The 26976-nt window shown below is 72.7% G+C and carries 21 protein-coding genes; 7 read left to right on the top strand and 14 right to left on the bottom strand.

Annotated elements, in window-relative coordinates:
* Positions 1–29: 29 nt before the first annotated feature.
* The 7 genes from FHR37_RS14065 to FHR37_RS14035 form a co-directional block, all read right to left on the bottom strand.
* The gene (locus tag FHR37_RS14065) at positions 30–1718 is read right to left on the bottom strand and encodes a glycoside hydrolase family 13 protein (protein WP_092883441.1); all 1689 of its coding nucleotides are present in this window, start codon (positions 1716–1718) and stop codon (positions 30–32) included.
* 78 nt (positions 1719–1796) lie between these two features.
* Entirely contained in the window at positions 1797–2198 is a 402-nt protein-coding gene (locus FHR37_RS14060; RefSeq protein WP_092883440.1) for a globin, read from the bottom strand.
* Positions 2191–3246, bottom strand: coding sequence for an ABC transporter ATP-binding protein (locus FHR37_RS14055; RefSeq protein WP_092883439.1), 1056 nt, complete (start codon positions 3244–3246; stop codon positions 2191–2193). Before FHR37_RS14055 ends, FHR37_RS14060 begins: the two co-directional genes overlap by 8 nt.
* Positions 3243–4271, bottom strand: a complete 1029-nt coding sequence (locus tag FHR37_RS14050; RefSeq protein WP_092883438.1) for an ABC transporter ATP-binding protein — start codon at positions 4269–4271, stop codon at positions 3243–3245. Before FHR37_RS14050 ends, FHR37_RS14055 begins: the two co-directional genes overlap by 4 nt.
* Positions 4272–5213 carry an ABC transporter permease gene (locus FHR37_RS14045; RefSeq protein ID WP_092883437.1) on the bottom strand — a complete coding sequence of 314 codons (942 nt, stop codon included), beginning with the start codon at positions 5211–5213 and terminating at the stop codon, positions 4272–4274.
* Complete coding sequence (locus tag FHR37_RS14040; RefSeq protein WP_175542507.1) at positions 5210–6304, bottom strand: ABC transporter permease; 1095 nt, start codon at positions 6302–6304, stop codon at positions 5210–5212. Before FHR37_RS14040 ends, FHR37_RS14045 begins: the two co-directional genes overlap by 4 nt.
* A 9-nt stretch (positions 6305–6313) precedes the next feature.
* A complete protein-coding gene (locus tag FHR37_RS14035; protein ID WP_092883436.1) occupies positions 6314–8140 on the bottom strand; it encodes an ABC transporter substrate-binding protein in 1827 nt (608 codons plus the stop codon).
* Between the two features lie 386 nt (positions 8141–8526).
* Here FHR37_RS14035 and FHR37_RS14030 point away from each other — a divergent pair, with 386 nt between their 5' ends.
* Positions 8527–8955, top strand: a complete 429-nt coding sequence (locus tag FHR37_RS14030) for an OsmC family protein (RefSeq protein ID WP_092883435.1) — start codon at positions 8527–8529, stop codon at positions 8953–8955.
* Positions 8956–9070: 115 nt separating this feature from the next.
* On the opposite strand, the gene FHR37_RS14025 is transcribed toward FHR37_RS14030, so the two are convergent.
* Positions 9071–9982, bottom strand: coding sequence for a mechanosensitive ion channel family protein (locus FHR37_RS14025; RefSeq protein ID WP_092883434.1), 912 nt, complete (start codon positions 9980–9982; stop codon positions 9071–9073).
* 276 nt (positions 9983–10258) lie between these two features.
* Here FHR37_RS14025 and FHR37_RS14020 point away from each other — a divergent pair, with 276 nt between their 5' ends.
* From FHR37_RS14020 to FHR37_RS14010, 3 genes are read left to right on the top strand one after another with little or no spacing between them, the layout of a single operon-like run.
* Positions 10259–10639 (top strand): hypothetical protein, encoded by a 381-nt coding sequence (locus tag FHR37_RS14020; RefSeq protein ID WP_092883433.1) that lies wholly within the window; start codon positions 10259–10261, stop codon positions 10637–10639.
* Positions 10626–11015: a DUF5130 family protein gene (locus tag FHR37_RS14015; protein ID WP_092883432.1), complete on the top strand. Its 390-nt coding sequence runs from the start codon at positions 10626–10628 to the stop codon at positions 11013–11015. Before FHR37_RS14020 ends, FHR37_RS14015 begins: the two co-directional genes overlap by 14 nt.
* Positions 11016–11074: 59 nt before the next feature.
* The gene (locus tag FHR37_RS14010; protein WP_139238941.1) at positions 11075–11947 is read left to right on the top strand and encodes an aminoglycoside 6-adenylyltransferase; all 873 of its coding nucleotides are present in this window, start codon (positions 11075–11077) and stop codon (positions 11945–11947) included.
* Positions 11948–12376: 429 nt separating this feature from the next.
* Here FHR37_RS14010 and pepN read toward each other — a convergent pair whose 3' ends face one another.
* A complete protein-coding gene (gene pepN, locus FHR37_RS14005; protein WP_092883430.1) occupies positions 12377–14932 on the bottom strand; it encodes an aminopeptidase N in 2556 nt (851 codons plus the stop codon).
* A gap of 224 nt (positions 14933–15156) precedes the next feature.
* Here pepN and FHR37_RS14000 point away from each other — a divergent pair, with 224 nt between their 5' ends.
* Positions 15157–15786, top strand: a complete 630-nt coding sequence (locus tag FHR37_RS14000; protein ID WP_092883429.1) for a mycothiol-dependent nitroreductase Rv2466c family protein — start codon at positions 15157–15159, stop codon at positions 15784–15786.
* A 210-nt stretch (positions 15787–15996) separates the two neighbouring features.
* Here FHR37_RS14000 and FHR37_RS13995 read toward each other — a convergent pair whose 3' ends face one another.
* The 4 genes from FHR37_RS13995 to FHR37_RS13980 all read right to left on the bottom strand — a co-directional run bounded on the left by FHR37_RS13995 (position 15997) and on the right by FHR37_RS13980 (position 23647).
* Positions 15997–19080 carry a M36 family metallopeptidase gene (locus FHR37_RS13995; RefSeq protein WP_092883428.1) on the bottom strand — a complete coding sequence of 1028 codons (3084 nt, stop codon included), beginning with the start codon at positions 19078–19080 and terminating at the stop codon, positions 15997–15999.
* 175 nt (positions 19081–19255) lie between these two features.
* Positions 19256–20536, bottom strand: a complete 1281-nt coding sequence (locus FHR37_RS13990) for an MFS transporter (RefSeq protein WP_092883427.1) — start codon at positions 20534–20536, stop codon at positions 19256–19258.
* Positions 20537–20570: 34 nt separating this feature from the next.
* Complete coding sequence (locus tag FHR37_RS13985; RefSeq protein WP_175542506.1) at positions 20571–22274, bottom strand: beta-N-acetylhexosaminidase; 1704 nt, start codon at positions 22272–22274, stop codon at positions 20571–20573.
* Complete coding sequence (locus FHR37_RS13980) at positions 22271–23647, bottom strand: MFS transporter (protein ID WP_092883426.1); 1377 nt, start codon at positions 23645–23647, stop codon at positions 22271–22273. The genes FHR37_RS13985 and FHR37_RS13980 overlap by 4 nt, the downstream gene beginning before the upstream one ends.
* Positions 23648–23836: 189 nt before the next feature.
* Between FHR37_RS13980 and FHR37_RS13975 the strand changes: the two genes are divergently transcribed.
* Both FHR37_RS13975 and FHR37_RS13970 read left to right on the top strand, forming a co-directional pair.
* On the top strand, positions 23837–25012 hold the full coding sequence (locus tag FHR37_RS13975) for an ROK family transcriptional regulator (RefSeq protein WP_092883425.1): 1176 nt from the start codon (positions 23837–23839) through the stop codon (positions 25010–25012).
* 79 nt (positions 25013–25091) lie between these two features.
* The gene (locus FHR37_RS13970; protein ID WP_092883424.1) at positions 25092–25556 is read left to right on the top strand and encodes a ribose-5-phosphate isomerase; all 465 of its coding nucleotides are present in this window, start codon (positions 25092–25094) and stop codon (positions 25554–25556) included.
* 110 nt (positions 25557–25666) lie between these two features.
* Here the strand turns inward: FHR37_RS13970 and FHR37_RS13965 are convergent, their stop codons facing one another.
* Complete coding sequence (locus tag FHR37_RS13965; protein WP_092883423.1) at positions 25667–26896, bottom strand: GNAT family N-acetyltransferase; 1230 nt, start codon at positions 26894–26896, stop codon at positions 25667–25669.
* Positions 26897–26976 lie beyond the last annotated feature (80 nt).

Genomic DNA, 26976 nt, shown 5'->3' with positions numbered 1-26976 from the left:
ACGGTTCGACTCGGGAGGTGTGGCGGCGCTCAGGAGGACAGGCGCAGCCAGACCGAGGTGTCGGCGGGCAGCTTGCCGTCCGGCAGCGGCGCGCTGGCAAGCAGGACCTCGGCGTCCGCGGGCAGCTCCACCTGATCCCGACCGAGGTTGACCACGCACCGGAACGAGGAGCCGCGGTCGAACGCCAGCACGTCGGCGGCGCTGTCGCGCCACACCAGGCCGGCCTCGTCGGACCCTGACGACCCGGCTCCCTCGGGCAGGCCCGACAGCTCGGCGAGCGAACGCCGCATGGACAGCGCCTCGCGGTAGAGCGACAGCACGGAGTCCGGGTCGCCGCTCTGCGCCTGCACGCTGAGCTGCTTCCACTCGGCCGGCTGCGGCAGCCACGGCCGCGCGTCGCCGAAGCCGAGCGCGGGTCCCTCACCGCTCCAGGGCAGCGGCACCCGGCAGCCGTCCCGGCCGCGGTGCTTGTGCCCGGACCGCTCCCAGATCGGGTCCTGCAGCGACTCGACCGGGAGGTCCTCCACCTCGGCCAGGCCGAGTTCCTCACCCTGGTAGACGTACGCGCCGCCGGGCAGGCTCAGCATCAGCAGCGTGGCGGCCCGGGCCCGCGCACGCCCCACCTCCAGGTCGACCGGAACGGTGCCGGCCGACTTGGCGATGTCGTCGGCGTCCCGGCCGTAGCGGGTGACGTGCCGGATGACGTCGTGGTTGGACAGCACCCAGGTGGGCGGCGCGCCGACCTCGCTGAGCGAGCTCAGGGTGTGGTCGATGGAGGCGCGCATCTGGGCGGCGTCCCAGCCCCGCTTGAGGAAGTCGAAGTTGAACGCGGTGTGCAGCTCGTCCGGACGCAGGTAGCGCGCCAGCCGGTTGGCGCGCGTACCCACCCAGGCCTCGGCGACGAACACCCGCGCGCCTTCCGGGGTGCCGGCATAGGACTCGGCCACGGACCGCCAGGCGCGGTAGATGTCGTGTACGCCGTCGCGGTCCCAGTGAGGGTGGTCGTCGTGCTCGGGCTCGGCGAGGAGCTCCTCCTCGTCCCAGCCGATGTCGGGCAGCGCCGGGTGCTTGTCCATCCCGTGGGCGACGTCGATCCGGAAGCCGTCCACGCCGCGGTCGAACCAGAACCGCAGGATGTCCTCGAACTCCCGGCGGACCTCCGGGTTGGACCAGTTCAGGTCGGGCTGCTCGGGCGCGAAGAGGTGGAGGTACCAGTCCTCGGGCACGCCCTCCTCGTCCAACAGGCGGTTCCATGCCGGACCGCCGAAGACCGAACGCCAGTCGTTGGGCGGGAACGCGCCGTCGGGCCCGTGCCCGGGCCGGAACCAGTACCGCGCCCGCTCGGGCGAGTCCGGGTCGGCGGCCAGCGCCTCCTTGAACCACGCGTGCTGGTCGGAGGTGTGGTTGGGGACGATGTCCAGGATCACCCGCAGGCCCAGCTCGTGCGCCTCGGCGATCATCGCCTCGCCCTCGGCGAGGGTGCCGAACTCCGGCGCGATCGCGCGGAAGTCGGCCACGTCGTACCCGCCGTCGGCCATCGGCGAGACGTACCACGGGGTGATCCAGATCGCGTCCACCCCCAGCTCGGCGAGGTAGGGCAGCCGGGAGCGGATACCGGCGATGTCGCCGATGCCGTCACCGTTGCCGTCGGCGAAGCTGCGGATGTAGATCTGGTAGATGACGGCGGTACGCCACCAGTTAGGCGAGGAGTTGCTCATGGAGGGAGAGCTTCCCTGCCGAGGCGGGCTTTCGGCAAGTCCGGAGGTGAGCGGGCCGCGGGGCCAGCGGGAGCGACCTCAGCCGAGGAGGTTGGGCCGCTGCCCTCCGACGGTGTTGACCATCGAGTTGGCCGCCATCACGAGGTACGTCCACAGCTGGTGCTCGTGCTCGGGGTCCAGGCCCAGCTCGTCCAGGGCCGTCCGCATGTGCCGCAGCCAGCGGTCGCGGGCGTCCTCGGTCACCGCGAACGGTACGTGCCGCATCCGCAGCCGTGGGTGACCGCGCTGCTCGGAGTAGGTGCGGGGGCCGCCCCAGTACTGCTCGAGGAACATCCGCAGCCGCACCTCGGCGGCGGCGAGATCCTCTTCGGGGTAGAGCGCCCGCAGCTCCGGGTCGCCCGCCACCCCGGCGTAGAACCGGGCCACCAGCCGCTCGAAGGTGGCGTGGCCGCCGACGGCGTCATAGAAGGTCTCACTCATCGTGGTCCATTGTGACAACCGGCGGCGGCGTGGCGGCCGCCAGGTGGCAGGCGACGTGATGCCGGTCCGGCTCGGCGCCGAGCACCGGCAGGGGAGTACGCAGGCACGACGGCGCCACCCCGGCCGCCTCGGACGCGCCGGAGGCGAGCGCGGGGCACCGCGGGTGGAACCGGCACCCCTCGGGGATCGACGTGGCGTCCGGCGGCTCGCCGGCCAGCACGATCGGTCCCGGCACCGGTGAGTCGGGCAGCACCGACACCAGCGCCCGGGTGTAGGGGTGGCGCGGGGCGGCCAGGACCTCCTCGGTGGGCCCGGACTCCACGATCCGGCCGAGGTACATCACCGCCAGCCGGTCGGCGATGCTCCACGCGAGGCCCAGGTCGTGGGTGACCACCAGCGCCGCCAGCCCGAACTCGTCCCGCAGCCGCAGCAGCAGCGCCAGGATCTCCCCGCGTACGGAGGCGTCCAGGGAGGCCACCGGCTCGTCGGCGATGATCACCTTGGGTTCGAGGACGAGCGCGCCGGCGATCACCACCCGCTGCCGCTGCCCGCCGGACAGCTCGTGCGGGTAGGCGAGGAAGAAGCGCTCGGCCGGCCGCAGCCCGCACCGGGACAACGCCTGCGCCACCCGGTCGCGCTCGTTGTCGGTGATCCCGTGGATGCGCAGGCCCTCCGCGACCGCCTCGTAGACGGTGTGCCGGGGGTTGAGCGCGCCGGTCGGGTCCTGCAGGACGAGCTGGACGGCGCGGCGGTACGCCTTGAGGCCGGCGCCGGAGGTCGCCATCGGCGCACCGGCGTAGCTGAGGGTCCCGGCGCTGGGCTTCACCAGGCCGAGCATGGCCCGCGCCAACGTCGTCTTGCCGCAGCCGGACTCACCGGCCAGGGCGAGGATCTCCCCGGGCGCGAGGTCGAGGTCGACGCCGTCCACGGCCCGGGCCCGGCGGCCGCCGCGTACGCCGAAGTCGACGCACAGGCCGCGGGCGGACAGGACCGGCCCGGCCAGGTGCGCTGCCTGGGCCGCCCCCGTCGCGGTCGGCTGGTCGGTCATCGCGTACTCCTCGAACGGTCGTCCGCCTCGTCGGTCCCGGCCGTCCCGTCGGCAGCGGACCCCGGATACCCCTCGACGCGTACGCAGGCCGCCGCCCGCTCCGGCCCGGCCGGCCACAGTTCCACCGGCGTCGACGAGCACTGGGGGAGTACGACCGGACAGCGCGGATGGAACGGGCAGCCGCCGGGGATGTCGGTCGGGTCCGGCGGGTCGCCGCCGAGGCCGCGTGGCCGCCCGCGGGAGGCGGGGTCGCCGACGGTGGGGAACGCCGAGGACAACGCCCCGGCGTACGGGTGCCGCGGGTCGGTGAAGACGCTGCCGGCCGGGCCGAGCTCGACCACCTTCCCGGCGTACATCACCGCGAGCCGGCGGCAGTGCGCCGACAGCACCGACAGGTCGTGGCTGATCATCAGCAGCGCGATGTCGCGTTCGGCGACCAGCCGGCCGAGCAGGTCCAGCACCTGCGCCTGGATCATCACGTCCAGCGCCGTGGTCGCCTCGTCGGCGATCACCAGCCGGGGCGAGCAGGCCAGCGCCATCGCGATCATCACCCGCTGCCGCTGCCCGCCGGACAGCTCGTGCGGATAGCTGCGGGCCCGCCACGCCGGCAGGCCGACCTGGGTGAGCAGGTCCTCCGCCCGCCGCAGCGCGGCCGCCTCGCCGACGTTCTCGTGCACCAGGATGGGTTCGGCGACCTGCCGGCCGATCCGGTGGACGGGGTTCAGCGCGTGCATGGCGCCCTGGAACACGATGGACGCCCCGGCCCAGCGGACCGCGCGCAGCTTCCCCCACGACATGCCGAGCACGTCATCGCCGTCGACCAGGATCTGCCCGTCGGCGGTCGCGCCGGCCGGCAGCAACCGCAGCATGGCCAGGGCCAGGGTGGACTTGCCACACCCGGACTCGCCGGCGATTCCCAGCGTCTCGCCCGCTGCCAAGTCGAGGTTGACACCGCGGACGGCGGGGATGTCGCCGCGCGAGCCGTGGTAGGTGACCGCCAGGTCGCGGATCTCCAGCAGCGACATCTACCGCCCCCGCAGTCTCGGGTTGAACACCGCTTCCAGCGCGCGCCCGCACAACGTGAAGCACAGGACGACGACCAGGATCGCCAGGCCCGGGGTGAGGAGGTACCACCAGGCGCCGAACGTGATCGCGCCGGAGGAGTTCGCCCGGCTCAGCATGCTGCCCCACGACACCCGGGCGGGGTCGCCGAGCCCGAGGAAGGACAGCGTGGCCTCGGCCAGCACCGCGCTGGCGACCTCCAGGGTGGTGCTGGCCAGTACCAGCGGCATGACGTTCGGGAGGACGTGCCGGGTCATCTGGTGCCAGTGGCCGGCGCCGAGCGCGCGGGCGCGTTCGAGGTACGGACGGGCTTCCACCGCGAGGGTCTGCGCCCGGATCAGCCGCGCGGTGCCCGGCCAGGACGTCACCCCGATCGCGACCACGATGGTGGTCAGGCTCGGGCCGAGCACCGCGGCCAGCGCGATCGCCAGCACCAGCCGGGGCAGCACGATGAACCAGTCCGTCACCCGCATCAGCAGGCCGGTGAACCAGCCGCCGAAGTGCCCGGCGGCGATGCCGACCAGGGTGCCGATCCCCATCGCCAGCAGGGTGGCGGTCACGCCGACCAGCAGCGAGATCCGCGCTCCCCACAGGGTGAGCAGCAATACCGAGCGGCCGGTCTCGTCGGTGCCCAGCGGGAACGCCGCGCTCGGTGGTTGCAGCCGGTCGCCGGTGGCCTGGGTGACGTCCAGCCCGGCGCTGTTCGTGATCACCGGCGCGGCCAGGGCGAGCGCGACGATGACCGCCATCCCGATCAGGCCGGCCACGCCCGCGGGCTGGCGGCGGTAGCCGGCCCAGAACCGCAGCAGGGCGGCCTTGCGGCGCTGGCGTACGACCGAACGCACCGAGCGCAGCGCCTCGGCGCCGGCCGGCGTGGGTGTCCCCGTGTCGGGAGGTGTGGTCATGAGTGGCGCACCCTCGGGTCGAGGAACCGGTACACGACGTCGGCCGCGGTGTTGGCCAGGATCACCGCCGTGGAGAAGAACAGGAACGTCCCCTGCAGCAGCGGCAGGTCGGGGATGCGCAGCGCCTGGTAGGCGAGCAGTCCGAGTCCGGGCCAGCTGAACACCGTCTCGGTGAGGATCGCGCCGCCCACCACACCGCCGAGCTGGAGGAAGACGAGGGTGACCGTGGGCAGCAGCGCGTTGGGTACGGCATGCCGGCGGCGTACGTCGTCGTCCCGCAGTCCCTTGGCGCGAGCGGTGACGAGATAGTCGGCGTCCTTCTCGTCCAGGATCGACGACCGCATCACCAGGACGTACTGCGCGTAGATCACCGCGGTCATGGTGAGCGCCGGCAACACCAGGTGGTGCAGCGTGTCCAGCGCCTGCGGCCAGAAGGCGTCCGGGGTGTACGGGGAGACCATGCCGTTGATGGGGAACAGCCCGAGATACCGGGCGAACACCATGATGACGATCATCCCGAACCAGAACGTCGGCGCCGACCACAGCGTGAGCGACACCCCGACCTGCACCTTGTCGAACGTGCTGCCCTGGCGCCAGCCGGCCCGGGTGCCGATCCACAGCCCGAGCGACACGGCCAGCACCAGCGCGGTGCCGGTGAGCAGCACCGTGGCGCCGAGCCGAGCGCCGATCAGCGAGGTGACGGGCTGTTGGTACTGGTAGGACTGGCCGAGGTCCCCGGTGAGCACGCCCTGCAGGTAGTGAACGAACTGCAGTGACAGCGGCTGGTCCAGGCCGAGGCGTTCCCGCAGCGCGGCGCGTTCGGCGGGCGTGGTCGGCACGTCCCGGGTCAGTGCGTCGACGGGATCGCCGCCCAGGACGCGGAACAGGAAGAACGCCGAGAACACCACCATCAGCAGCGACACCGCGGCGCCGCCCAGCTTGGCCAGGACGTACTTCGCGAAGCCGCGGCCGGCGGCCGAGCGGCTGCCACCGGCGCCGCCGGTGCTGCCACGGCCCGGTCCGGCCGTACGTCCCGAACCGCCCGGCACGGCTCCCGGCGACTCCGCCACCAGCGAGGGATCCATGCTCATCCGCGCCGGCTACTCTCGCTCGTCGGCGGTCCGGCGGCGGCGCACCACGACCAGCGCGGCGGCCGCGGCGACCACGACGACGACCGCACCGCCACCGAGGTAGAGGCCGGTACGCGACTCCTTCTCCTGCGCCTTCACCACCGGCCTGGCCGAGACGTAGGCCCAGTTGCCCTGCTGCCCGGAGATCATGCCGCGCTCGGCGGGCTGCTTGACGAAGCCGGTCCAGCGGTCGCTGCGGTAGGCCTCCAGCGTGTCGGCGTACCGCAGAACGACGACCGGCGCCTGGGTGTAGAGGATCTGCTGCATCTGCTTGACCAGCTGCGCCCGCTTGGCGAGGTCGCTCTCCTGCTTCTGCTGGGCGTGCAGCCGGTCGTAGGCGGGGTTGCAGTAGAAGGTCTCGGTGTCGCGCTGGGTGCCGGAGCCGTCGTCGGGAAGCACGCCGCACGTGTGCAGGCTGAGGATCGACGTCGGGTCGGGTCCCACGCCCCAGCCGGAGAAGATGATGTCGTACTTCCCGAGGTAGAGCAGGTCGTTGAGCTTGGTGAAGTCCGCACTCTCGATCTTGGTGTCGACGCCGATCTGCTTCCACCAGCCCTTGAGGTACTCCGAGTCGGTGGCCTCCGACGGGGTGTCGGAGTGGTTGAGCAGCCGGAACCGCAGCGGCCGGCCGTCGCCGGGCATCCGCCGGATGCCGTCGGGCCCGCGCTTGTAGCCCGCCTGGTCGAGGATCCGGTTGGCCTCGGCGACGTCGAACGTCACCTTCTCCGATCCGCTCGGCTGCCAGAAGTACGTACCGAAGATCGGCGGGATGTAGCTCACGCCGGGCTGGGCGAGGCCGTCGTTGACCTTCTTGATCAACTCGTCCTTGTCGATGGCGTGGTGGATCGCCTGCCGCACCCTCGCGTCCTTCAGCGCCGGGTGCCCGTCGCCCAGCGGCTTGCCGTCCTTGGTGCGCGCGCCGACGTTGAACGTGATCGCGCTGAACCGGCGGTTCTGTGCCTGGTTGAGGGTGATCCCGGGCTTGTTCCGCAACGCCTTGTACTGCGCGGGGGTGAGGCCGCTGACCAGGTCGACCTCACCGGCGAGCAGCGCCTGCACGCTCGCGTCCGGCGTCTTGTAGTAGCGGAAGACGAGTTCGTCGTAGGGCGGAGCGCCGTCCCAGTAGTCCTTGTTCGCCTTGAGCCGGATGTACTGGTCGGTCTTGAACTCCACCACCTGGAACGGCCCGGAGCCGACCAGCGGGAAGTCGAAGTTCTTGAAGTCGCCGATGTTCTTCACCTTCGACCAGATGTGCTCGGGCACGATCGCGTTGTCGAGGGCGAGCATCTGGTTGGTCGGCCGCTTGAGCTTGATGACCAGCGTGGTGTCGTTCGGCGCGTCCACGCTCGCGAAGTTCTCCACCAGGTCCGAGGAGGACGCCCGGGCCGCCTTGTCGGTCATCATCAGGCGGTACGTGAACTCCGCGTCGTGCGCGGTCAGCGGCTTGCCGTCGGAGAACTTCACGCCCTTGCGGATCGTGTACGTCCAGGTCAGGTGGTCCGCCGACTCCTGCCACTTCGTGGCCAGGCCGGGGATCGGCTTGAAGTCCTTCGCACTCCAGTCGATGAGGGAGTCGTAGGTCAGCCCGGCGACGGTGTAGCCGATCGCGAAGAACGACATGAACGGGTTGAACGTGTCCACCGACTGCGACGCGGCCACGACCAGCTGCTTCGGCTCCTTGGGCGCCGGCGCCTCCTCGGCGTGCCCGACGCCGGCGGGAAGTACGAGCGCGACCACGGCGAACAGCGCCGCCAGGACGGCGAGGGCTCTCGTCCGCGATCGGGTGACTGTCCGCATGGGGCTCCTCCTGAGGCGACCACGAGGATCCCCTGCGTACGGCCGGCGCACGGGATCCACGAAGTGGGCTGTCACGAACGCGATCCCACAAGAAAGTTGCTGCCGAGCTTCGCACCAGGCAGAAATCTGACGGAGATCGTCACGAATGCTGACGGCCGGTGGCACGCGGGGTCAAGGGCCGGACCGGATCGGACGCCGACTGACATCGAGACGTAACGCGAGCGACCCGGCGGGCCGACCCGGCGAGCCGACCCTGCGGGCCGACCCGGTGAGCCGACCCGATGAGTTGACCGGGCCGGGCCGCTGCGCGCGATCGTGCCGGTCGCAGGGCAGGATGGCGGGGTAGGACGAAACACCCCAACGACCACCGAACGACCGGAGGATCCATGGCCACCACGCGTACGGCGAACGCCCACTGGGAGGGCTCCCTGATGGAGGGCGCCGGCCGAGTCTCGCTGGACTCGTCGGGCATCGGCACCTACGACGTCACCTGGGCGTCGCGGGCTGAGAACGCCGCCAGCGGCCGGACCAGCCCCGAGGAGCTCATCGCCGCCGCGCACTCGACGTGCTACTCGATGGCGCTCTCGCACGGGCTCGCCGGGGCGGGCACGCCGCCCGAGAAGGTCGACACCAAGGCGGACGTGACGTTCCAGCCCGGCGAGGGCATCACCGGCATCCACCTGACCGTGCGCGCCAGCGTGCCCGGTCTGGACGCCGACGGGTTCGCGGCCGCGGCCGAGGGCGCCAAGGAGAACTGCCCGGTGTCGAAGGCGCTCGCCGGCACCAAGATCACCCTCGACGCCGCGCTGGTCTGAGCGTCACGCCAGCCTGTACGTCGTACCAGCCTGAACGTCGTACCAGCCTGTACGTCGTACCAGCCTGTACGTCGTACTTCTGGAACGCGGCACACCGGAACGGGCCGGCCGGGGGTCACACCCCGGCGGCCTGGCCCGGCTGCCCCGGCCAGATCGGCGCGGGCACCCGGATGCCCTTGGCGTCGAAGAGCGCCTTCAACCGCAGCCGCAACTCCCGCTGGACGCCGAAGTGCTCGTTGGGCCGGGTCTTGCCGATCATCCGCAGGGTCAGCGCGGCGCCGTTGACCTCCTCGATCCCGACGACGTGCGGCGCCTCCAGGATCCGGTCGCGCCACTCGTCCTCGCCGCTGAGCGTGCGAGCGGTGTCGTTGATGAGTTCCTCGACCTGGGCGACGTCCTCGTCGTAGGCGACCGACACGTCGAGCACCAGGCTGGACCAGCCCTGGCTCTTGTTGCCCACGCGGACGATCTCGCCGTTGCGGACGTGCCACAGCACGCCGTCGCCGTCGCGCAGCCGGGTCACCCGCAGCCCGACGCCCTCCACCGTGCCGGTGGCCTGGCCCATGTCGATGACGTCGCCGACGCCGTACTGGTCCTCCAGCAGCATGAACACGCCGGAGATGAAGTCCTTGACGAGGTTCTGCGCGCCGAAGCCGACCGCGACCCCCACGACGCCGGCGCTGGCGATGATCGGCGCGAGGTTGTACTGAAGCTGCTGGAGCACCATCAGGAAGGTGACGCCGAAGATCACCGCGCTGCTGATGCTCTTCAGCAGAGAGCCCAGCGCGTGCGCCCGCTGGACCCGGCGCTCGTGGTAGAGCCCGCCGGGGTTGGAGATCAGCGCGGCGGCCTTCTGGCTGCCGAGGATGTTCTTCGGCTTCGGAAGTCCGGCGGTCGTCCCGACCACCCGGTCGATCAGCCGGTTGAGGCCGAACCTGGCGGCGACTCCCAGCACGATCAGCAGTGCGATGTGCGCGGGCACGTCGGCGAGCTCGGTGAATCGATCCCAGGTGAGCGCGAGGTTCATCTGTCGGATTCCAAGGTGGCGCGGGGGCGTCGGACCTCACCGAGCCTAGGTGGGTGTCCTGGACGCGTGGCCACCAGCCCGCGCGTTCGCGGTGTACGCCGCCCGCGCGCGGCGGGTGGTTTCGCCCGGAATGGGCGGTCCGGTCGGTTCGGTCGTTGCCCGGAAATGTGACCGGAGATGTGCCCGGTCAGGTGCTCCGGCGGTCCGGCGGCGGGGCACCCGCGCGAGCGTGGGCCGGGGTGAGTACGGTTGTGGTCCGTGACGAAGGGTAGGGCGATGATCGGTCGGGCTTTGCCGCGTGTTCTCGTCGTGGGTTCGCTCGCGACCGTCGGTGCCGTCGGCTCGGCGGGTGTCGCGCTGGCGGGGACCCCCGACACCTGGACCAAGGAAACGCCGATGCCGATGCTGGAGGTGCTCGGCATCTACGCCGGCATCCCGATCGGGTTGTTCGCGCTGATCACCTTGCTGGTGCTGACACCCTCGCTGATCCGCGGATCGCGGGTGCAGCCCGGCGTTTCCTGGAGCGGCCAGCCGGAGTGGTTCGGCGACCGCCCCGACGCCGAGCAGAGCGCGGAGGCCGACCGCACCGAGCAGTCCACGGGCGGCCCCGAGGGCACCACCGGCACCGGGCGAGGGGGCGCGGGTGGCCAGTGGTGACACGCTCAGCGCACGCGAGCGCGCCGACATCGAACGCGCGGTCCGCATCGCCGAGCAGCTGTCCGGCCTGAGCTTCTCCGTCTACGTCGGCCCGGCCGAGGCGCCCGCTCGTGCGTACGCCGAAGGCCTGCACGCCGAGCTCGTCGCCCCCGCACGCAGCGTCCTGGTGATGGTCGACCCCGGGCAGCGGCAGCTGGAGATCGTGACCGGCACCGAGGCGCGCCGGTTCCTGCACGACACCGACTGCCAGTTGGTGGTACTGGCCATGCGGTCGGCGTTCGCCGACGGTGACCTGGTGGGTGGCCTGGTGTCCGGCGTACAGCAGCTCGGCGACCACGCCCGCCACCCCCGCACGGTGCACACCGACGAGCCGTAGGACCCGCCTCACCCTCCGCAGCTGACCCCCAGCAGTTGACCCAGCGAGGAGCCATCACCATGGTCGCCCCTGGCATGTCGATTCCCGCAGCACTCGATCCGCTGCCCGCCGGGTACGCCGAGCTCTATCGGCGGCTGTACGACGTGGTGGACGCCGACGAACGGATCCGGGCGATGTGGCTGTCCGGGTCGCTGGCCCGTGGTGACGCCGACGCCGGGTCGGACCTGGACGTCCTTCTTGCCGTACGCGACGACGACTTCGACGGGTTCGCCGAGTCGTGGCGGGACTGGCTCGCGACCGTCACCCCGACGCTGATCGCCCGGGCGCTGCCGTTCGCTCCCGGCGCGTTCTACGTCACGACGGCGGACTGCCTGCGGCTGGACGTGGTGACCGAGCGGGTCTCCGGCCTGGCCGGGACGCCGTACCGCCACCGGCTCGCCGTCCTCGACCGCGACGGGCTGGCCGCCGCGGTGCCCGCACCCGAGCCCGGGCCGGGCCCGGACACCGAACAGCTGGCCCGGCTGGTCGAGGAGTTCTTCCGGCAGCAGGCCATCTTCCCCGCGATGATGGCGCGCGGCGACTGGCTGTGTGTGAGTGTCGGCGTCCAGCAGGCCCAGCAGATGCTGTACGACCTGTTCGTCGCGGCCAACCAGCCGTTGCCGCCGATGGGGATCAAGCGGTGGAGCGCGAAGCTCACCCCGGAACAGCGCGCGGTGCTGGAGAGCCTGCCCGCCTTCACCGCGAGCAAGCCGGCCTCGCTGATCACCGCGATGCGGGCGACCGCGCTGGCCTGGCGGTTCGTCGGAAAGGCGACGCTGGCCGCGGCCGGGGTGCCGTGGCCGGCCGAGCTGGACCGCGCTGTCGGTGCGTACGTCGACCGCGAGGTCCCCTCCTACCTCGAGGCGGCGTCGGCGCCCGGCGCCCGCCCCTGAGCATCAAGTCGACGTGACTCCGACGCTGGGTGGACTTCCGGGGACTGCGGCCAGGAAGTGTGGAGACCTACGGGTGTCATAGCCCCCGTTAGTCTCCACACTTGGTTCCGAGCAGCCGGCCGACCCCGCAAGTGTGAAACCCGCGGGTGGTCATGGCCCCCGTAGGTCTTCACACTTCGACGCGCGCGAGGTCGCGCGGTTGATTCTCGGGGCGCTGCCTGGTTCCGGCGTGGGCGGGCGCTGCCTGGGTTCCGACGTGGGCGAGGTCTGCGGCGCGACAAGACGCGCAGGGCCGGCGCCAGACCGGTGTCCGTCTGGGACTCAAAGTGTGGAGACTTACGGGTGTCATAACCCCCGTTAGTCTCCACACTTCGGCCCGAGAAGCGCGGCCCGGACCCTCAGCAGTACAAGGGTTCGGCGGGTGTCAACTCAGGCTTGCGCGTCGCGCTCCTGCGCCCGCAGCCCACGCTCGATGTCGGCCACGCCCTCCTCGACCAGCCGGCGCACGGCGGGCACCGGCTGCTTCTCCTCCAGCCAGGCACGCACCCGGTCGACCGTGTCCTGCGTGGTGAGCTGACGCGGGAACAGGCCGATCAGGACGTACTGCGCCATCTCGTTGGCCTTGCGGTCCCAGACCCAGCCGGCCGCGTCGAGGTAGCGGTCGACGTACTCCGCGAGCAGCTCCTCCTGGGCCGGCTGCCAGAAACCGCGGATGGTCCGGAACTGCGTCTGGTTGGGTACGTCGTCACGGTCGACGGCGATCTCCCAGGCGCGGGCCTTCGCCTCCGCCGTGGGTATCGACGCCCGGGCGTGCGCGGCGGCCTCCTGGCCCTTGATGGTGGCGTCGCGTTCGAGTTCGGCGTCGATGCGGTCGTCGCCGATCGCGCCGAGCCGGGCGAGGTTCTGCACCAGCAGCCAGCGCAGCTCGGCGTCGACGGCGAGGCCCTCCAGCACGACCGCGCCCTCGAGCAGGTCGCCGAGGTAGCCGGCGTGCTCGTCGATGGCCGCCGCGGCGAACGATCGTACGAGCGCGAGCTGGTGGTCGCTGCCGGCTTCGGCGTCCTGGGCCAGGGCGAGCACGCCCGCGGCGAACGCCCGGCGCGCCTCCTCCCGCCGGTCCGGCGCGGTGTACATCTCCACCGCCGTGGCGGCGGTGCGCAGCAGCAGCTGGACGACGTTGATGTCCGGCTCCCTGCCCACCCCGCTCAGCACCAGCGCGAGGTAGTCGCGGGCCGCCAGCTCCGCGTCGCGGGTCATGTCCCACGCGGCGGTCCAGCACAGCGACCGCGGCAGGGACTCGGTCAGGTCGCCGATGTGGTCGACCAGCGTGGACAGCGACCGGTCGTCCAGCCGGATCTTGGCGTAGGTGAGGTCGTCGTCGTTGAGGAGTACGAGGTCCGGACGGCGGGCACCCACCAGCTGGGGTACCTCGGTGCGCTCGCCCACGACGTCCAGCTCGACCCGGTCCCGGCGGACCAGGCCCTCGCCGGTGAGGTCGTACAGCCCGACCGCGACCCGGTGCGAGCGCACGGTGGGCTGCTCGGCGATCGCGGACTGCAGCACCGCGAACGAACCGAAGTTGCCCTCGGCGTCCTCGTCGAACTCAGGGCGCAGCGTGTTGACGCCGGCCGTCTCCAGCCACTCCCGGCTCCACGAGTCCAGGTCGCGGCCGCTGGTCTCCTCCAGCGCCTCACGCAGGTCCGAGAGCGAGGCGTTGCGCCATTCGAAGGCCTTGAAGTAGTGCCGCAGCCCGGCGAAGAACTCCTCCCGGCCGACCCAGGCCACGAGCTGCTTCAGGACGCTCGCGCCCTTGGCGTAGGTGATGCCGTCGAAGTTGACCTCGACGTCGGCCAGGTCGCGGATGTCGGCGGAGATCGGGTGGGTCGAGGGGAGCTGGTCCTGGCGGTAGGCCCAGGTCTTGTCGGTGTTGGCGAACGTCGTCCAGCCGTGCGACCAGCGGGTCGACTCGACCTGGCACAGCACACTGGCGTACGTCGCGAACGACTCGTTCAGCCACAGGTCGTCCCACCAGCGCATGGTCACCAGGTCGCCGAACCACATGTGCGCCAGCTCGTGCAGGATCGTCACCGCGCGCGCCTCGTACGACGCGTCGGTGGTGCGGCTGCGGTAGAGGTACTCGTCCCGGATCGTCACGCAGCCGGCGTTCTCCATCGCGCCCATGTTGTACTCGGGCACGAACAGCTGGTCGTACTTCGCGAACGGGTAGGGGTAGTCGAACAGCTCCTCGAAGAACTCGAACCCGCGCTTGGTGACGTCGAAGATCTCCTCGGCGTCCAGGTGCTCGGCCAGCGAGGCGCGGCAGTAGACGTCCATCGGGATCTCGGCGTGCGTACCCGTGTAGGTGTCGCGGACCACGTGGTAGGGCCCGGCGACCAGCGCGGTGATGTAGGTCGAGATCCGCGGCGTCGCCTCGAAGCGCCACACCGCGACACCCTCGCCCGCGGTTTCCGGCTCCGGCGTGGGGGAGTTGGACACCACCCGCCACGAGCTGGGCGCGGTGACCGTCAGCGCGAACGTGCCCTTCAGGTCGGGCTGCTCGAACGTCGCGTACATCCGGCGGGCGTCCGGCACCTCGAACTGGGTGTAGAGGTAGGCCTGCCCGTCCACCGGGTCGAAGAACCGGTGCAGTCCCTCACCGGTGTTCATGTACGCGGTGTCGGCGACCACCCGCAGCTCGTTGTCGGCGGCGAGGCCGGTCAGCGTGATCCGGGACCCGTCGTAGACCTCGGCGGGGTCCAGCGAACGGCCGTTGAGGGTGACCTCGCGGACCGCGGGGGCGATCAGGTCGACGAACGTGCTCGCGCCGGACTCGGTGCTGGTGAAGCGCAGCACCGTCGTGGACGAGTACGTCCGTGCCTGCTGGTCGGTGGCGGAGGTCAGGTCGAGGTGGACGTCGTAACCGTCGACCGACAGGAGACGGGCGCGCTCACGGGCCTCGTCGCGGGTGAGGTTCGTGCCTGGCATGCCGGCCATCCTTCCACGCATGCCGCGGCGGCGGCGACCGAGATCGGGCAGGACACGTCGCGGACGCGGCGATCGGGGAATGCCGGCCGGGCCGGGGCGGTTGGATTCGTTCGGGGCTTTGATCGTCGTCATCGTCGCCGTTGAACGGCGCGGACCGCCGTGACGCGGTACGGCGCCGTGAGCGGACGAACACCGTGAGCGTCAGAACACAAGGAGGAGCAGGCATGGCCGAGCAGCTCGAGACCGCCGACTTCTGGTTCGACCCGATCTGTCCGTGGGCGTGGATCACGTCCCGCTGGATGCTCGAGGTCGAGCAGGTACGGCCGGTGCGCACCCGCTGGCACGTGATGAGCCTGGCCGTCCTGAACTCCGGGCGGGACCTGTCCGAGGACTACAAGAAGTCCATGGACAGCGCCTGGGGCCCGGTGCGGATCGCGATCGCCGCGGCGCAGCGGGCCGAGCAGGAGGGCGCCGACGTGAGCGAGGTGCTCGGCCGGCTCTACACCGAGCTCGGCACCCGTTTCCACCACGAGAAGAAGCCGCGTGAGCGCGCGACGTACGAGGATGCGCTGGTGGCCGCCGGACTCCCGGCCGAGCTGGTCGAGGCCGCCGGGTCCACCGACTACGACGAGGCGCTGGGCAAGAGCCACGCCGAGGGCATGGACCAGGTGGGGTACGAGGTCGGTACGCCGGTGATCAGCGTGGCCGGCACGGCGTTCTTCGGCCCGGTCGTCTCGCCGATCCCGCGCGGGGAGGACGCCGGCCGGCTCTGGGACGGCGTTCGGCTGGTCGCCGGGACCGACGGGTTCTTCGAGCTGAAGCGCAGCCGTACCCGCGGGCCGGTCTTCGACTGAGCTTGTTTGGTGCCTCCCGGGACCGCATAGCCCGGGAGAAGCCGAACTGTTGGTGCCTCCCGGGACCGCACAGCCGTGGAATCCGAACCTTTGGTGCCTCCCGGGACCCTGGGCGTCCGAGCGCAGGCCAGGGCCCCGGGAGCGTTTGTCAGAGCTGAAGTCTCACCCTCAGCTTGAGGTCCACCCTCGACCTCGCCTTCAGGGTCGGCATCAGTTCCACACCGCCGACCGGGTGGGAGCGTGCCGGGTGTGCCGGTCCGCGCCGTACACCATCAGTTCGGCCACCGCGGCGTCGCCGACCTCGGCGGACGCCAGGCAGTTCGAGGTGGCCAGCGGGTCGGCCTCCTGCTCACCGCGATAGGCCGGGTTCCCGGTGCACTGGGTGTCCAGGACGACCAGCCGCAGGTGGGTGGCCCGCCGGTCGGGTACGTCGAAGTCGCGGAAGCCCAGGCCGGGCCGCACCGGCCGGGGCCGCTCCGCTGCGAACGCGCCGGCCGGCGAGACGAAGATCCGGGTCCAGCGCCCGTTTGGTCCGGCGCACGGCGGCCCGCCCCGCACCTGCGCGCAGGTCTCCACGGCGAATCTCCGCAGGGCCGCGAACCGGTTCGCCGTCACCGCGCTGACCCGCACCGAACGCACCCAGCGAGGTGCCGAGCCGGCCAGGTCCACCGTGACCGTCACACCGCGGGCGTCCGGTCGCCGCCCGGTCACCGACCACGCCGTGGCCTCCCGGTCGTCGACGAGCACCGGCCCGCCGGTCCCACCGTGCGCACCGGGGAGGACCCGCGCGCCGTTGGCCGCCGAGGCGAGGTTCGGGTTCAGGTAGAGGGTGAGGTAGCGGGTACGACCGGCCCGCACCGTCACGTTCGTGTGCCCCATGCCGTAGCCCGGTGCGCTCCAGGTGAGCTCGTAGCGTCCCGGCAGCAGCCGCACGGTCATCCCGCGCGCGGTCGCCGGATCGGTGTCCGCGACCGGAGTGGACGGGTCGGCGTACGCCCCGATGTGAACGCGAGCATCGGTGACCGGTCTGCCGTACGGCCGGGAGATCGCCGCCATCACCAGCTGTCCGTGCGCGCCGGCGGGACGGACGAACCGCGGCACGGTGAAGTCGGGCTCGCCGCGACGGTCCCCGCTCGGCGCGGTGGCCCGGGCGCCGAGGCCGCGCCGAGCGAACGCCGTCCACAGCTCGGGCAGGTCGGCGCCGCCGAACCGCAGCCGGTCCGCGGCCAGCAGCGCGTCCCGGGCCGCCAGCATGGAGACGCTGCTCTGCTGCAGCGACATCGAGTCCACGACGAGCTGGATCCAGCGCCGGTTGCCGGGGCATCGGGCGACGGGCAGGTCTCCGGCGGCGCAGGCCCGCTGCAGCGCCAGGTCATCGGGCGGGGCGGTCGCGGCGTACTTGCGGACCAGCGCCCGGCGGACGTCCCAGTTGACAGCCGACCAGATCTCCCCGTCGGCAGCCAGTCCGCCGGCCGGGTCGTAGCCGAGGTTGCCGTAGTTGAGCGGGCCGGCGCCGACCCGGTAGTTCCGGACGCCGCGCCGATCGTTGCCCGCGACGTACGCCCCGATCGCCGTGCCGGTGGTCGAGCCGGTGGTCGAGTCGGTGATCGAGTCGGGGTCCGGATCGGTCGACGGGCCGGTGCTCGTGCCGGTCTCGGCGAGGAACTCCGCCGCCACCAGGTCGGCCCAGCCCTCCGCGACCGCCCGGCCGGAGACGGTGGTGATGCCGGCGTCGGGCCCGCCGACCAGCCGGTTGGCCATCGCGTGCGCGTACTCGTGGGCCACCACGCCCGCGTCGAACGCTCCGTCCACGCACGGGCCGTACCACCGTGCGGCCACCGGCTGGAAGAGGTAGTGACCGGCGATCCCGGGCAGCCCGTCCTGCAGCGTCACCTGGTGGGCGCCGTTGCGGCCGGTGAAGATCGGGAAGCCGCCGCTGACCGCCGCCGTCTGCACGTGCCCGAGTTCGCGGTCGCCGTCCAGGCCGCCCGGGGTGGTAGAGGTGCCGGTGCCGCGGCTGTCGCGGTTGACCTGCTGGAGGTTGGCCCGGCCCTCGACGAAACCGAGGGCGTAGGTCCATTCGTGCAGGCGCGTGTGCAGGGAGAAGACGTTCGCGACGGCCGCGCCGACGTCGTTGCCACCGGGGACGAGGGCCGCCGACGCGCACCGGGACCGGCGCCAGCTGTCGGTGAACCCGGCACCCGGACCGGCGGCGGTGCGCAGGACGCCGACCGGAGAACGGAGCAGGTCGTACCACGCGGGCGCGGTGCGGGCGGCGTTGTTCTCCGCCACCTCCGAGTTCTCCGCCACCTCCGAGCTGTCGGTCCGGCCCGTGCCCTCGATGCCCAGATGGTCCACCCGGTGGTGGCGTACCAGCACCGTGCCCGTCACCGCGTCCACGAACGAGGTGACGGCGAACGCCTCCCCGCCCTGGACATCGACGACGTTCACCTCGTACGCCGGTCGCACTCCCCGCCGCGGCACGCCGACCGCCACCAGCCTGGCCTGCTGGGCCTGCGCCATCCCCACCACGGTGAACGTCGTCCACCGGCGCGGGTCGCCGGGCCGGTCGAGCACGCCGACCGAGCCGGGGCCGACCGCGCGCCCGACCTCGGCGGCCGCGCGCAGCCAGGCCTGGACCGGGGTCAACCGCGCGGGCGGCGGGGGAGAGGAGTCGCCGTACGCCGAGGAGGTGACATGGACGACCTGGTCCCCGGCCACCGCCACGGTGACCAGGCCACCTGCTCCGGCCGGCAGGTCGCCGAACCGCTCCCGGAAGGTCACCACGCCGGCCCGGCCGGTGGGCCCGTCGGTGAGCCCGGCGTCCTGGACGACCTCGAGGTCGCGCACCCGGCCGGGGGACATCCGGAACAGCACGCGGTGGCCGGCCAGGAAGGCGCGGGCCACCTCGACCCGGGAGCCGGTCAGCCCGGTCGCCAGTGGACCGTCCGGCCGGGTGAGTTCGGCGGGTGTGGCGAACCTCGTCCACCGCACCGTCGCCGCCAGCCGGTGCGCCGCCCGAAGCTGTGCGGGCGAGGGGACGACCCGGCCGTGGCGTACGTCGCGGTCCTCGCTCACCCGCGGCCGGTCCAGGGCCAGCACTCCGGTCGTCCCGGTCGTCCCGGCCGGGCCGGGTCTTCCGGCGGGCTCTCCGGGGGAGTCCTCGGCGGCCACGGCGGAGGGCAGGCTCAGGCCCCCGATCGCGATCGCGGGCAGGCTGAGCGCGAGCGCAACTATCCGGACCGTCCGGGCGAGCCGGCCCGTCGGGGCGGCTCGGCGGCGCGATGCGCGCATGGCACTCCTCCTGGCACCAGCCCGTCGGGTGGTGCCACCTTCGGTAAGCCGAATGGGGAAGAGATCGACTGCCTACGCGGACGAAGATTTCACGACGACGTCACTCTACGAGGTTGAAACGCCGAAAAAAGTACGCAGCGTGACCGAAATGTGTTCAGCCGGTGAGTCGGAGGCGTCAGCGCCGGTGGGCAGGCTCGGCCGCGACCGCCTTCGCCGGGGAGCCGGCGGCGGCCTCGGCCCGGCCGCGCCGCGACCGCTGGACCAGCCCGATGGCCGCCGCGACCAGAGCCGTCACCGCCACCGTGCTGAGCGCGGTCTGTAGCCCCACCTGGTCGGCGAGGAACCCGATCAGCGGCGGCCCGGCCAGCATCCCGGTGTTGCCGATGGTGGACGCCAGCCCGACTCCACGAGGTCCGCCGATCGCGCCCGCCCGGGCCATCGCCACCGGGAACATGTTCGCCAGGCCGAGCCCGACCGCGAGCAGTCCGGCGAAGGCGACCGCGAGGCTGCCCGCCCACGCGGTGGTGAGGACGCCGGCGGCGGCGAGCACCGCGCCGCCGCTGAGCACCTGGGTCTCCCCGAGCCGCTCGATCAGCCGCCCGCCGGTCAGCCGCCCGGCCGCGATCGCCACCGAGTAGACGCCGAAGCCGTACGCCGCCACTCCCGCGGCCGCGCCGAGGTTCTCCCGCAGGTGCAGCGCCGTCCAGTCGCCGATGGCGCCCTCGCCGTAGGCCGTACACAACGCGACCACGCCGAGCAGGACGACGGCGAGGCTGATCGGCGTACGCGCAACCTGGCCTTGCGTACCCTCCTTCTCCGCGGTGGTGGCGCTCGTCGCGGTCGAGGCGGCGCCGTCGGGGCGTACGGCCCGATCGGTGCCGGTGAGCAGCATCGGCCGGGCGAAACAGACCGCGACCACCACGCCCGCGACCGCGACCGCCGCGAAGTGCTCGACCGAGGTGAGGTGTGCGGCGAGCAGCCCGCCGATCACCGCGCCGACCAGCCCGCCGACGCTCCACAGCCCGTGCATCGGGGACATGATCGCCCGGCCGGACGTCGACTCGATCTCCACCGCCGCGCTGTTGAGCGCGACCAGCAGCACGCCGTAGATCGCACCGAAGCCGAACAGGATCGCGCCGAGCGCGACCACCGAACTCGCCAGCGCCGGCGTGACCAGCCCGGCGCACACCAGTGGGAACGACGCGACCAGCACGGTGCGGGTGCCGAGGCGTTCGCACAGCCCGCCCGCGAAGTACATCGACGCCGCCGAGCTCACCGTCATGCACAACAGGGCCAGGCCGAGCGCCGTGGCGGACGCCCCGACCTGGTTCTTGATCTCGGGGATGCGGACGATCCAACTGGCGAACAGCACGCCGTCGGCGGCGAAGAACACCGTCAACGGGTACAGCCGGGTGACCGGCCGGCGGCCGCCGGCCAGGAGCTCGCGGGGTGACACGGGTGGGACTCCTCGGGTCGGCGCGTCAGGTGGTTCAGGTGGATCTGGTGGAGGCGGTGCCCACGTCGCCGTGCTCGGAGATCCGCTCGTGCAGCTCGATCTCGGCGGCCATCGTCGAACCGGACTGGCGGCGCCGGTCGCCGGTGCCGCCGCCCTGCCACGGGTGCGGGCCGTCCGCCGGGCGGTACTCCACCCCGGCCGCGGTCAGCCGGTCCAGGTGGGCCTCGAGCGGGCCGGTCCCGCCGGTCCTTGCTGCCCCGTCGGCGCCGGCCGCGGTCGACGACCGGCCGTTCCACGCCACGTCGGCGAGGACGCTCGCCCGCGGGAACATCAGGTAGTCCAGGTGCCGCTCGGAGGCGATGTACTCCGTCCACGCCTGGAACTGCAGCCCCAGCACGCGCGACCGCTCGGCCGGCGACCAGTCCGCGGGCACCGGCTCGAACGCCGCCACCTCGGGCAGCGTGATCGGGCCGCCCTGCGACATCGGCTCCTCCGGCAGGTCGGACTGGTCGTAGTTGAGGTACGTCGGATAGACCGGCGTCCGCACCACGTCGTACCCCGCGCCGGCCGCCCTGCGGGCCACCGAGTCGCCGCGCCAGGCCATCACGATCGAGTCGTCCAGCAGCCCGCCGGTGACGAACGCCTCGTCCCACACCACCATCCGGGCGCCCCGCCGTTTCAGGTGCGAGCCGAGCGCGCGCAGGAAGTGGCCGTGCAGATCGATCGGCGCGGCCAGCCCGAGTTCCTCCTGGTACGCCGAGACCTCCGGATCGCTCGCCCAGTCGGTGATCACGCACTCGTCCCCGCCGAGGTGGACGTACGGCGTGGGCACCGCCTCCAGCAGCTCGTCCAGGAGCTCCGCTACGAACTCCACCGTCGCCGGCAGCGGCTTCAGCACGCCGCCGGAGATGCCCCAGCCGGTGAGGACCCGGTGCTCGCCGACGCCGAGCTCCGGCCGGGCGGCGAGCAGCGCGGAGGAGTGGCCGGGCAGGTCGATCTCGGGCACCAACGTGACGCCGCGTTCCTGTGCGTACGCGTGGATCTCGGCGAGGTCGTCCAGGGTGTAGTAGCCGCCGTGCGGCGTACCGTCGTCGCGGCCCGCCTTCCGGTCCCGGCCCAGCTGGGTGGCCGGCCGGTGGCTGCCGACCCGGTGCACCTTGGGATGCCGGCGGCTCTCGATCCGCCATCCCTGGTCGTCGGTGAGGTGCAGGTGCAGGCGGTTGTAGCGGTGCATGGCGAGCAGGTCGACGTAGCGCAGCAGGGTCCGCTTGGGGAAGAAGTGCCGGGCCACGTCGAGCATCGCGCCGCGCCAGGTCAGCGCCGGCGCGTCGGTGACCTCGCCGCACCCGACCACCCAGCGGGTGCCGGCGCGCGGCGCCGCCCGCCAGGTGTCGTCGGGCAGTAGCTGCCGCAGCGTGTGGAGCGCGTTGACCAGCCCGTCGACGGTGGCGACCACGATGTCGACGCCCCGCTCGTGCACGCGCAGCCGGTAGCTCTCCGCGGTGCCCGAGGTGGGCTCCAGGTGCAGGGTCACCGCACCGGCCGCGCCGGTCGCACCGGCCTGGGCGACCGTGGGCAGCGGCAGCCGCAGCGAGGTGAGGAGTTCGCGGACCACCTGCGACATGCCCGCCGTGCCCGGCGTCTCCACCACTCCGGTGCCGGCGGTGAGTTCGTACGTGCCGGTGGCGGCGGTCGCCGAGCCGGGTCGGGGGAGCAGGGTCTGGTAGCGGTCGGTCACGGCTTGCTCCGTTCGGTCGACGTGGCGGACGTCGTGGGTGCGGAGGTGGGTGGTGTGGCGGACGAGGGTGGTGCGGCGGCAGTGGTGGTGGGTGCGGCGGTTCTGGGCCGGGTCCAGCCGCGCAGGGCGAACGCGACGCCGGCGGCGAGAACGGCGAGGACGGCGACGGTGGACAGGGCCAGCGGCAGCCCACGCCGGTCGGCGACGAACCCGATCAGCGGCCCCTGGCTGAGGATGCCGACGCTGGCCGACATCGAGATCCGGCTCACCCCGCGCGGCCCGCCGAGCGCGCCGGCCCGGCTGATGCAGACCGGGTAGACGTTGGCCAGCCCCAGGCCGAGGACGACGTAGCCGGCGAACGCGACCGGCAGGCCGCCACCGGGCAGCCGGCCCGCCCAGCTCGCGACGAGGACGCCGACCGCCGCGAGCGCGAAGCCGCCGGACAGGACGGCCGTCTCGCCGAGCCGCCGGATCAGCCGGGAACCCAGGAACCGGCCGCCGGCGATGGCGCAGGCGTAGGTGGCGTAGCCGTACCCCGCGACCGCGGCGGTGGCGGCGAGGTCCTGCCGCAGGTGCAGGGCGGCCCAGTTGTTCGAGGCGTACTCGCCGAACGCCGTACAGGCCGCGACCAGCCCGAACGCGAGGACGACCCACCGGACGCGGCGCCAGGCGTGCGCCCGGTCGGAGTCGGAGGCCGCGTCCGGGGTGCCGGATGCCGCGGCTGCTGCCGCCGCCGCGGCGGTGGTCGCCCGGCCCGAGCGGAGCAGGGCGGGACCGGCCACCGCGGTCACCGCCAGGCCGAGCAGCGCGGTCAGCCCGAGATGCACCACCGGACTCAGGTGGTCGGCGAGCAGGCCGCCGAGCGCGGCGCCGACGAGCCCGCCGACGCTGAAGATGCCGTGCAGGGTGGGCATCAGCGGGTTGCCGCTGGCGGTGGCGACCTCCACCGCGGTGCTGTTGAGCGCGATGTTGAACGTGCTCTGCGCCACGCCGAAGACCGCCAGTGCCGCGCCGAGCGCGCGGACCGAACCGGCCAGGCCGGGCAGAACGAGGATCGCGCACAGGGCGAACCCGGCGACCACCAGGACGCGGCGGGTGCCGAAGCGTTCGCAGAGCCGGGCGGCGACGGTGAGGGCGGCCAGGCTGCCGAGCGAACCGCACAGCAGCGCCAGTCCCAGGTCGCCGGCCGACGCGCCGACCTGCGCCTTCACGTCCGGTACGCGGACCAGCCAGTTGGCCGGTACGAAGCCGACCAGCCCGAAGAACACCGCCAGCGACACCGGATGCCGGGTCTTCGGCGGGGAATCGGGGAGCGCGGCGGCCGGCTCCTGCGCGGGCAGGGAACCGCCGGCGCCGCGCGGGCGTGCTGACAACGTGGCCTCCGGAGTACGACACCGCTGGAGAACGGCAGGAGTTGGTGGCTCGAGTGGGGGAGCGGCGGCGCCGGTGCCGGCCGAGTCGGATCAGGGAGTCGGATCAGTGGGTCACGCGGTGTCCGGTGAAGGTTGACCGGACACCGGGACGCGGGTTAGCTTCACCGAAATTAACAGGCAGGGTTCCTTATGAAAAGGGGTGGAACCATTCCGCGGACGGCCTCGCCGCACACCGCGCGGCTGATCAACGACCGGTTGGCGTTCGACCTGCTGCTCGAACGCGGCCCCCTCACCCGGACCCAACTGCGTACCCTCACCGGGCTGTCCGGCCCCACCGTCGCCGACCTCGTACAGCGGCTGGAGTCGGCCGGCCTGGTCGCGCCGGTCGGGGAGGCCGGCGCCGAACGCCGCGGACCGAACGCCCGGCTCTACGGCGTGGTCGCCGACCGGGCGCACGTCGCGGGCGTGGAGGTGCGCCCGGACCACGTGCGCGCGGTGGTCACCGACCTCACCGGGCAGCCCGTCGGAACCGCGGTGGTTGCCCAGGACGCCCGGGTCACCCCGGACCGGCTGGTCCGGGACGCGATCGACGGCGCCCTCGCCGACGCCGGGCGGCCCGCCGACTCGCCGGCGATGGTCGTGGTGGGTACCCCGGGCCTGGTGGATCCGGCGACCGGTGACGTGGCGTTCGTGGTCAGCCTGCCCACCTGGCACGGCAACCTGCTGCCCGGCCTGCGGGAGCGGTTCGGCACCCGGGTGCTGCTGGAGAACGAGGTCAACCTGGCCGGGCTGGCCGAGCACCGGCTCGGCGTCGCCCGGGGCCGGGACACCTTCGCGCTGGTCTCCCTGGGCGACGGGATCGGCGTCGCGGTGGTCCTCGGCGGGCGGCTGCACCGGGGCGCCTCCGGTGGTGCGGGCGAGGTGTCGTACGTCCCCGCCGGCGGTGGTACGTACCAACAGGTCGCCGGCGGCGCGGCGGTGGTCGAGACCGCCCGGCGGCACGGGCTGACCGGCTCGGTCGAGGACCTCGCCGGGCTGGTCGGCGGCGCCGTGGCGCGTGCCGACGAGGGGAACGACCCCGCGGCGGAGGCGTTCCTCGACGACCTCGCCGACCGGATCAGCACCGGCGCGGTGGCCGTGTGCGCCGTCCTCGACCCGGGGTACGTCGTGCTCGCCGGCGAGGTCGGCCGGGCCGGTGGGCCCGCGCTCGCCGACCGGGTCGCCCGCCGGCTCGCCGACCGGCTGCCGCTGCCCACCGAGGTCGCGGCCGGCGACGTGCCCGGCAACCCGGTGGTCCGCGGCGCGGTCCTGGTCGCGCTGGACCGCCTGCACCGGGAGACGTTCGGGCTGCCCGCGGCGAAGTGAGGACCTGACCGCGGGGGACGCCACGCCCACGGGTCGCCTGCTGTCAGGCCGGTCCGGCCCGGCTGCCAGACTCGACGGCATGCGCGTGCACATCGGCTCGGACCACGCGGGCTTCGAACTCAAACAGCACCTGGTCGGCTGGCTGGGTGAGCAGGGCCACGAGGTGGTCGACCACGGAGCGGCGACCTACGACCCCGACGACGACTACCCGCCGTTCTGCCTGCGGACCGGCCTCGGCGTGGTCGCCGACCCGGACAGCCTGGGCATCGTCCTCGGCGGCTCCGGCAACGGCGAGCAGATCGCCGCCAACAAGGTGGCCGGCGTCCGGGCCGTGCTGGCGTGGAACCTCGACACCGCCCGGCTGGGCCGCGAGCACAACGACGCCAACGTGATCTCCGTCGGCGCGCGGATGCACACCGAGGACGAGGCCACCCGGATGATCGAGGTGTTCCTGCGGACGCCGTTCTCCGGCCTTGACCGGCACGCCCGCCGGATCGAGATGCTCCGCGAGTACGAGGACACCGACGTCGTCCCCGAGCCGTAGCTCGCGGGCCCCCGCATCCCGCCCGGCGGCGTTGTCGTCGTCGCGCGTAGAACACCGCTACGCGTCTCCTCCTCCGCCTTGCCGGACAGGCGCGGATGACCCGCGAGGTGTCAGAAGGGCGTGTCCAGCAGGGGGAGCGCGTCGGAGGTGAACGCCCGGCTCGCCGCGGCGAGGCTGCCCGGCGTGCGTTCCTCGACCACACCGGCGGCACCGAGGGCAGCCAGCACCGGCCGGCCGAAGTACGCCGCACCCAGGTCGGCCACGTCCAGCACCAGGTCCGGCTCCCGGTCGACCCGCCCGCACGAGGCGCCCGACTCGTCACCGGCCAGGTGCCATCGCCCGGCGTTCCACGGGCACAGCTCGTCGCGTACCTCCAGCACGACGTCGACGGCCGTGGTGTAACGCCGTTCCGCCAGCGCCCGGCCCACGTCGACCAGCCTGGCCCACATGCCGTCCCGCACGGTGACCATCGCGGCCCGGGGGTCGCGGATCCAGGTCAGCAACGGGTCGTCGAGGGACAGCCGGCGGTGGGTCACCTTGCTCATCAGGTCCTGGTCGGTCAGGAACTGCCAGAGCGCGGCGTACGACGGAGTGTCGGTCGCGTGCACGCGCTGGACGATGGTGGTGCCGTTCGGCCCGCCCGGCTCCCAGTTGGACTTGGTGCGGTAGTACGCGAACCCGGTGACCTGCCCGCCGCGTTCGGCCAGGACGCAGCGCAGCGCGCTCGCACCGCCGCGCTCGCTCTCCGGGTCGGCGATCTCACCGCGCCGCCAGGACTCGTTGTGCCGCATGTAGCCGGGACGGGTGGGCACGAGCGCCTCCCGTACGCCGGCGCAGACGTCCAGCGACTTCTCCGCGTCGGCGTACCTCACGGTCACCTCGTCCGCGCCGGGCACCGGGCGCATCGCCCGCTTGGCGCGGTTGATCTCGGCGGACACCCACTGGGTGGCGCAGCCGTAGCCGTAGCGTCCGTAGATCGCCGGCTCCGAAGCGGTGAGGACGGCCACCGGCTCCCGGCCGGACTCGTGCAGGTCGTGCAGCTGGTGCCGCATCAGCGCGGTGAGCACCCCGCGCCGGCGATGTGTGGGGAGTACGCCGACCAGGCTGACCCCGGCGACGTCCAGCGCCCGCGGACCGGGCACGGTCATCGTGAACGAGAAGATCGCGGCGTGCCCGGCCATCGTGTCGCCGACGAAGGCGCCGATGCTGCGGTCCGGCTCGAACCTCGCCCGCTCGACCTCCGCCGCGTCCTGCGGCCAGGTCTCCCCGAACGACAGCTCCATCATGGTGAACGCCTGTTGCCACGCGTCGTCGCCGAGCGGGCGTACCTCGATCGTCATGGGCCACTGCCTACCAGACGGACGGCATCGTGGGCGAGGGCATTGTGGTTGGTCCGCGGTCCACGCCTACTGGCAGGCTC

This window comes from Actinopolymorpha cephalotaxi (genome assembly GCF_013408535.1).
Taxonomy (GTDB): Bacteria; Actinomycetota; Actinomycetes; order Propionibacteriales; family Actinopolymorphaceae; genus Actinopolymorpha; species Actinopolymorpha cephalotaxi.
Note: the sequence above shows the minus strand (reverse complement) of the source record. Positions and strands in the feature narration are given on the sequence as shown.

Coding starts and splice junctions, on each gene's coding strand:
- FHR37_RS14065 (WP_092883441.1), bottom strand. CDS start 1,718: ATGAGCAACTCCTCGCCTAACTGGTGGCGTACCGCCGTCATCTACCAG.
- FHR37_RS14060 (WP_092883440.1), bottom strand. CDS start 2,198: ATGAGTGAGACCTTCTATGACGCCGTCGGCGGCCACGCCACCTTCGAG.
- FHR37_RS14055 (WP_092883439.1), bottom strand. CDS start 3,246: ATGACCGACCAGCCGACCGCGACGGGGGCGGCCCAGGCAGCGCACCTG.
- FHR37_RS14050 (WP_092883438.1), bottom strand. CDS start 4,271: ATGTCGCTGCTGGAGATCCGCGACCTGGCGGTCACCTACCACGGCTCG.
- FHR37_RS14045 (WP_092883437.1), bottom strand. CDS start 5,213: ATGACCACACCTCCCGACACGGGGACACCCACGCCGGCCGGCGCCGAG.
- FHR37_RS14040 (WP_175542507.1), bottom strand. CDS start 6,304: ATGAGCATGGATCCCTCGCTGGTGGCGGAGTCGCCGGGAGCCGTGCCG.
- FHR37_RS14035 (WP_092883436.1), bottom strand. CDS start 8,140: ATGCGGACAGTCACCCGATCGCGGACGAGAGCCCTCGCCGTCCTGGCG.
- FHR37_RS14030 (WP_092883435.1), top strand. CDS start 8,527: ATGGCCACCACGCGTACGGCGAACGCCCACTGGGAGGGCTCCCTGATG.
- FHR37_RS14025 (WP_092883434.1), bottom strand. CDS start 9,982: ATGAACCTCGCGCTCACCTGGGATCGATTCACCGAGCTCGCCGACGTG.
- FHR37_RS14020 (WP_092883433.1), top strand. CDS start 10,259: ATGATCGGTCGGGCTTTGCCGCGTGTTCTCGTCGTGGGTTCGCTCGCG.
- FHR37_RS14010 (WP_139238941.1), top strand. CDS start 11,075: ATGGTCGCCCCTGGCATGTCGATTCCCGCAGCACTCGATCCGCTGCCC.
- pepN (WP_092883430.1), bottom strand. CDS start 14,932: ATGCCAGGCACGAACCTCACCCGCGACGAGGCCCGTGAGCGCGCCCGT.
- FHR37_RS14000 (WP_092883429.1), top strand. CDS start 15,157: ATGGCCGAGCAGCTCGAGACCGCCGACTTCTGGTTCGACCCGATCTGT.
- FHR37_RS13995 (WP_092883428.1), bottom strand. CDS start 19,080: ATGCGCGCATCGCGCCGCCGAGCCGCCCCGACGGGCCGGCTCGCCCGG.
- FHR37_RS13975 (WP_092883425.1), top strand. CDS start 23,837: ATGAAAAGGGGTGGAACCATTCCGCGGACGGCCTCGCCGCACACCGCG.
- FHR37_RS13970 (WP_092883424.1), top strand. CDS start 25,092: ATGCGCGTGCACATCGGCTCGGACCACGCGGGCTTCGAACTCAAACAG.
- FHR37_RS13965 (WP_092883423.1), bottom strand. CDS start 26,896: ATGACGATCGAGGTACGCCCGCTCGGCGACGACGCGTGGCAACAGGCG.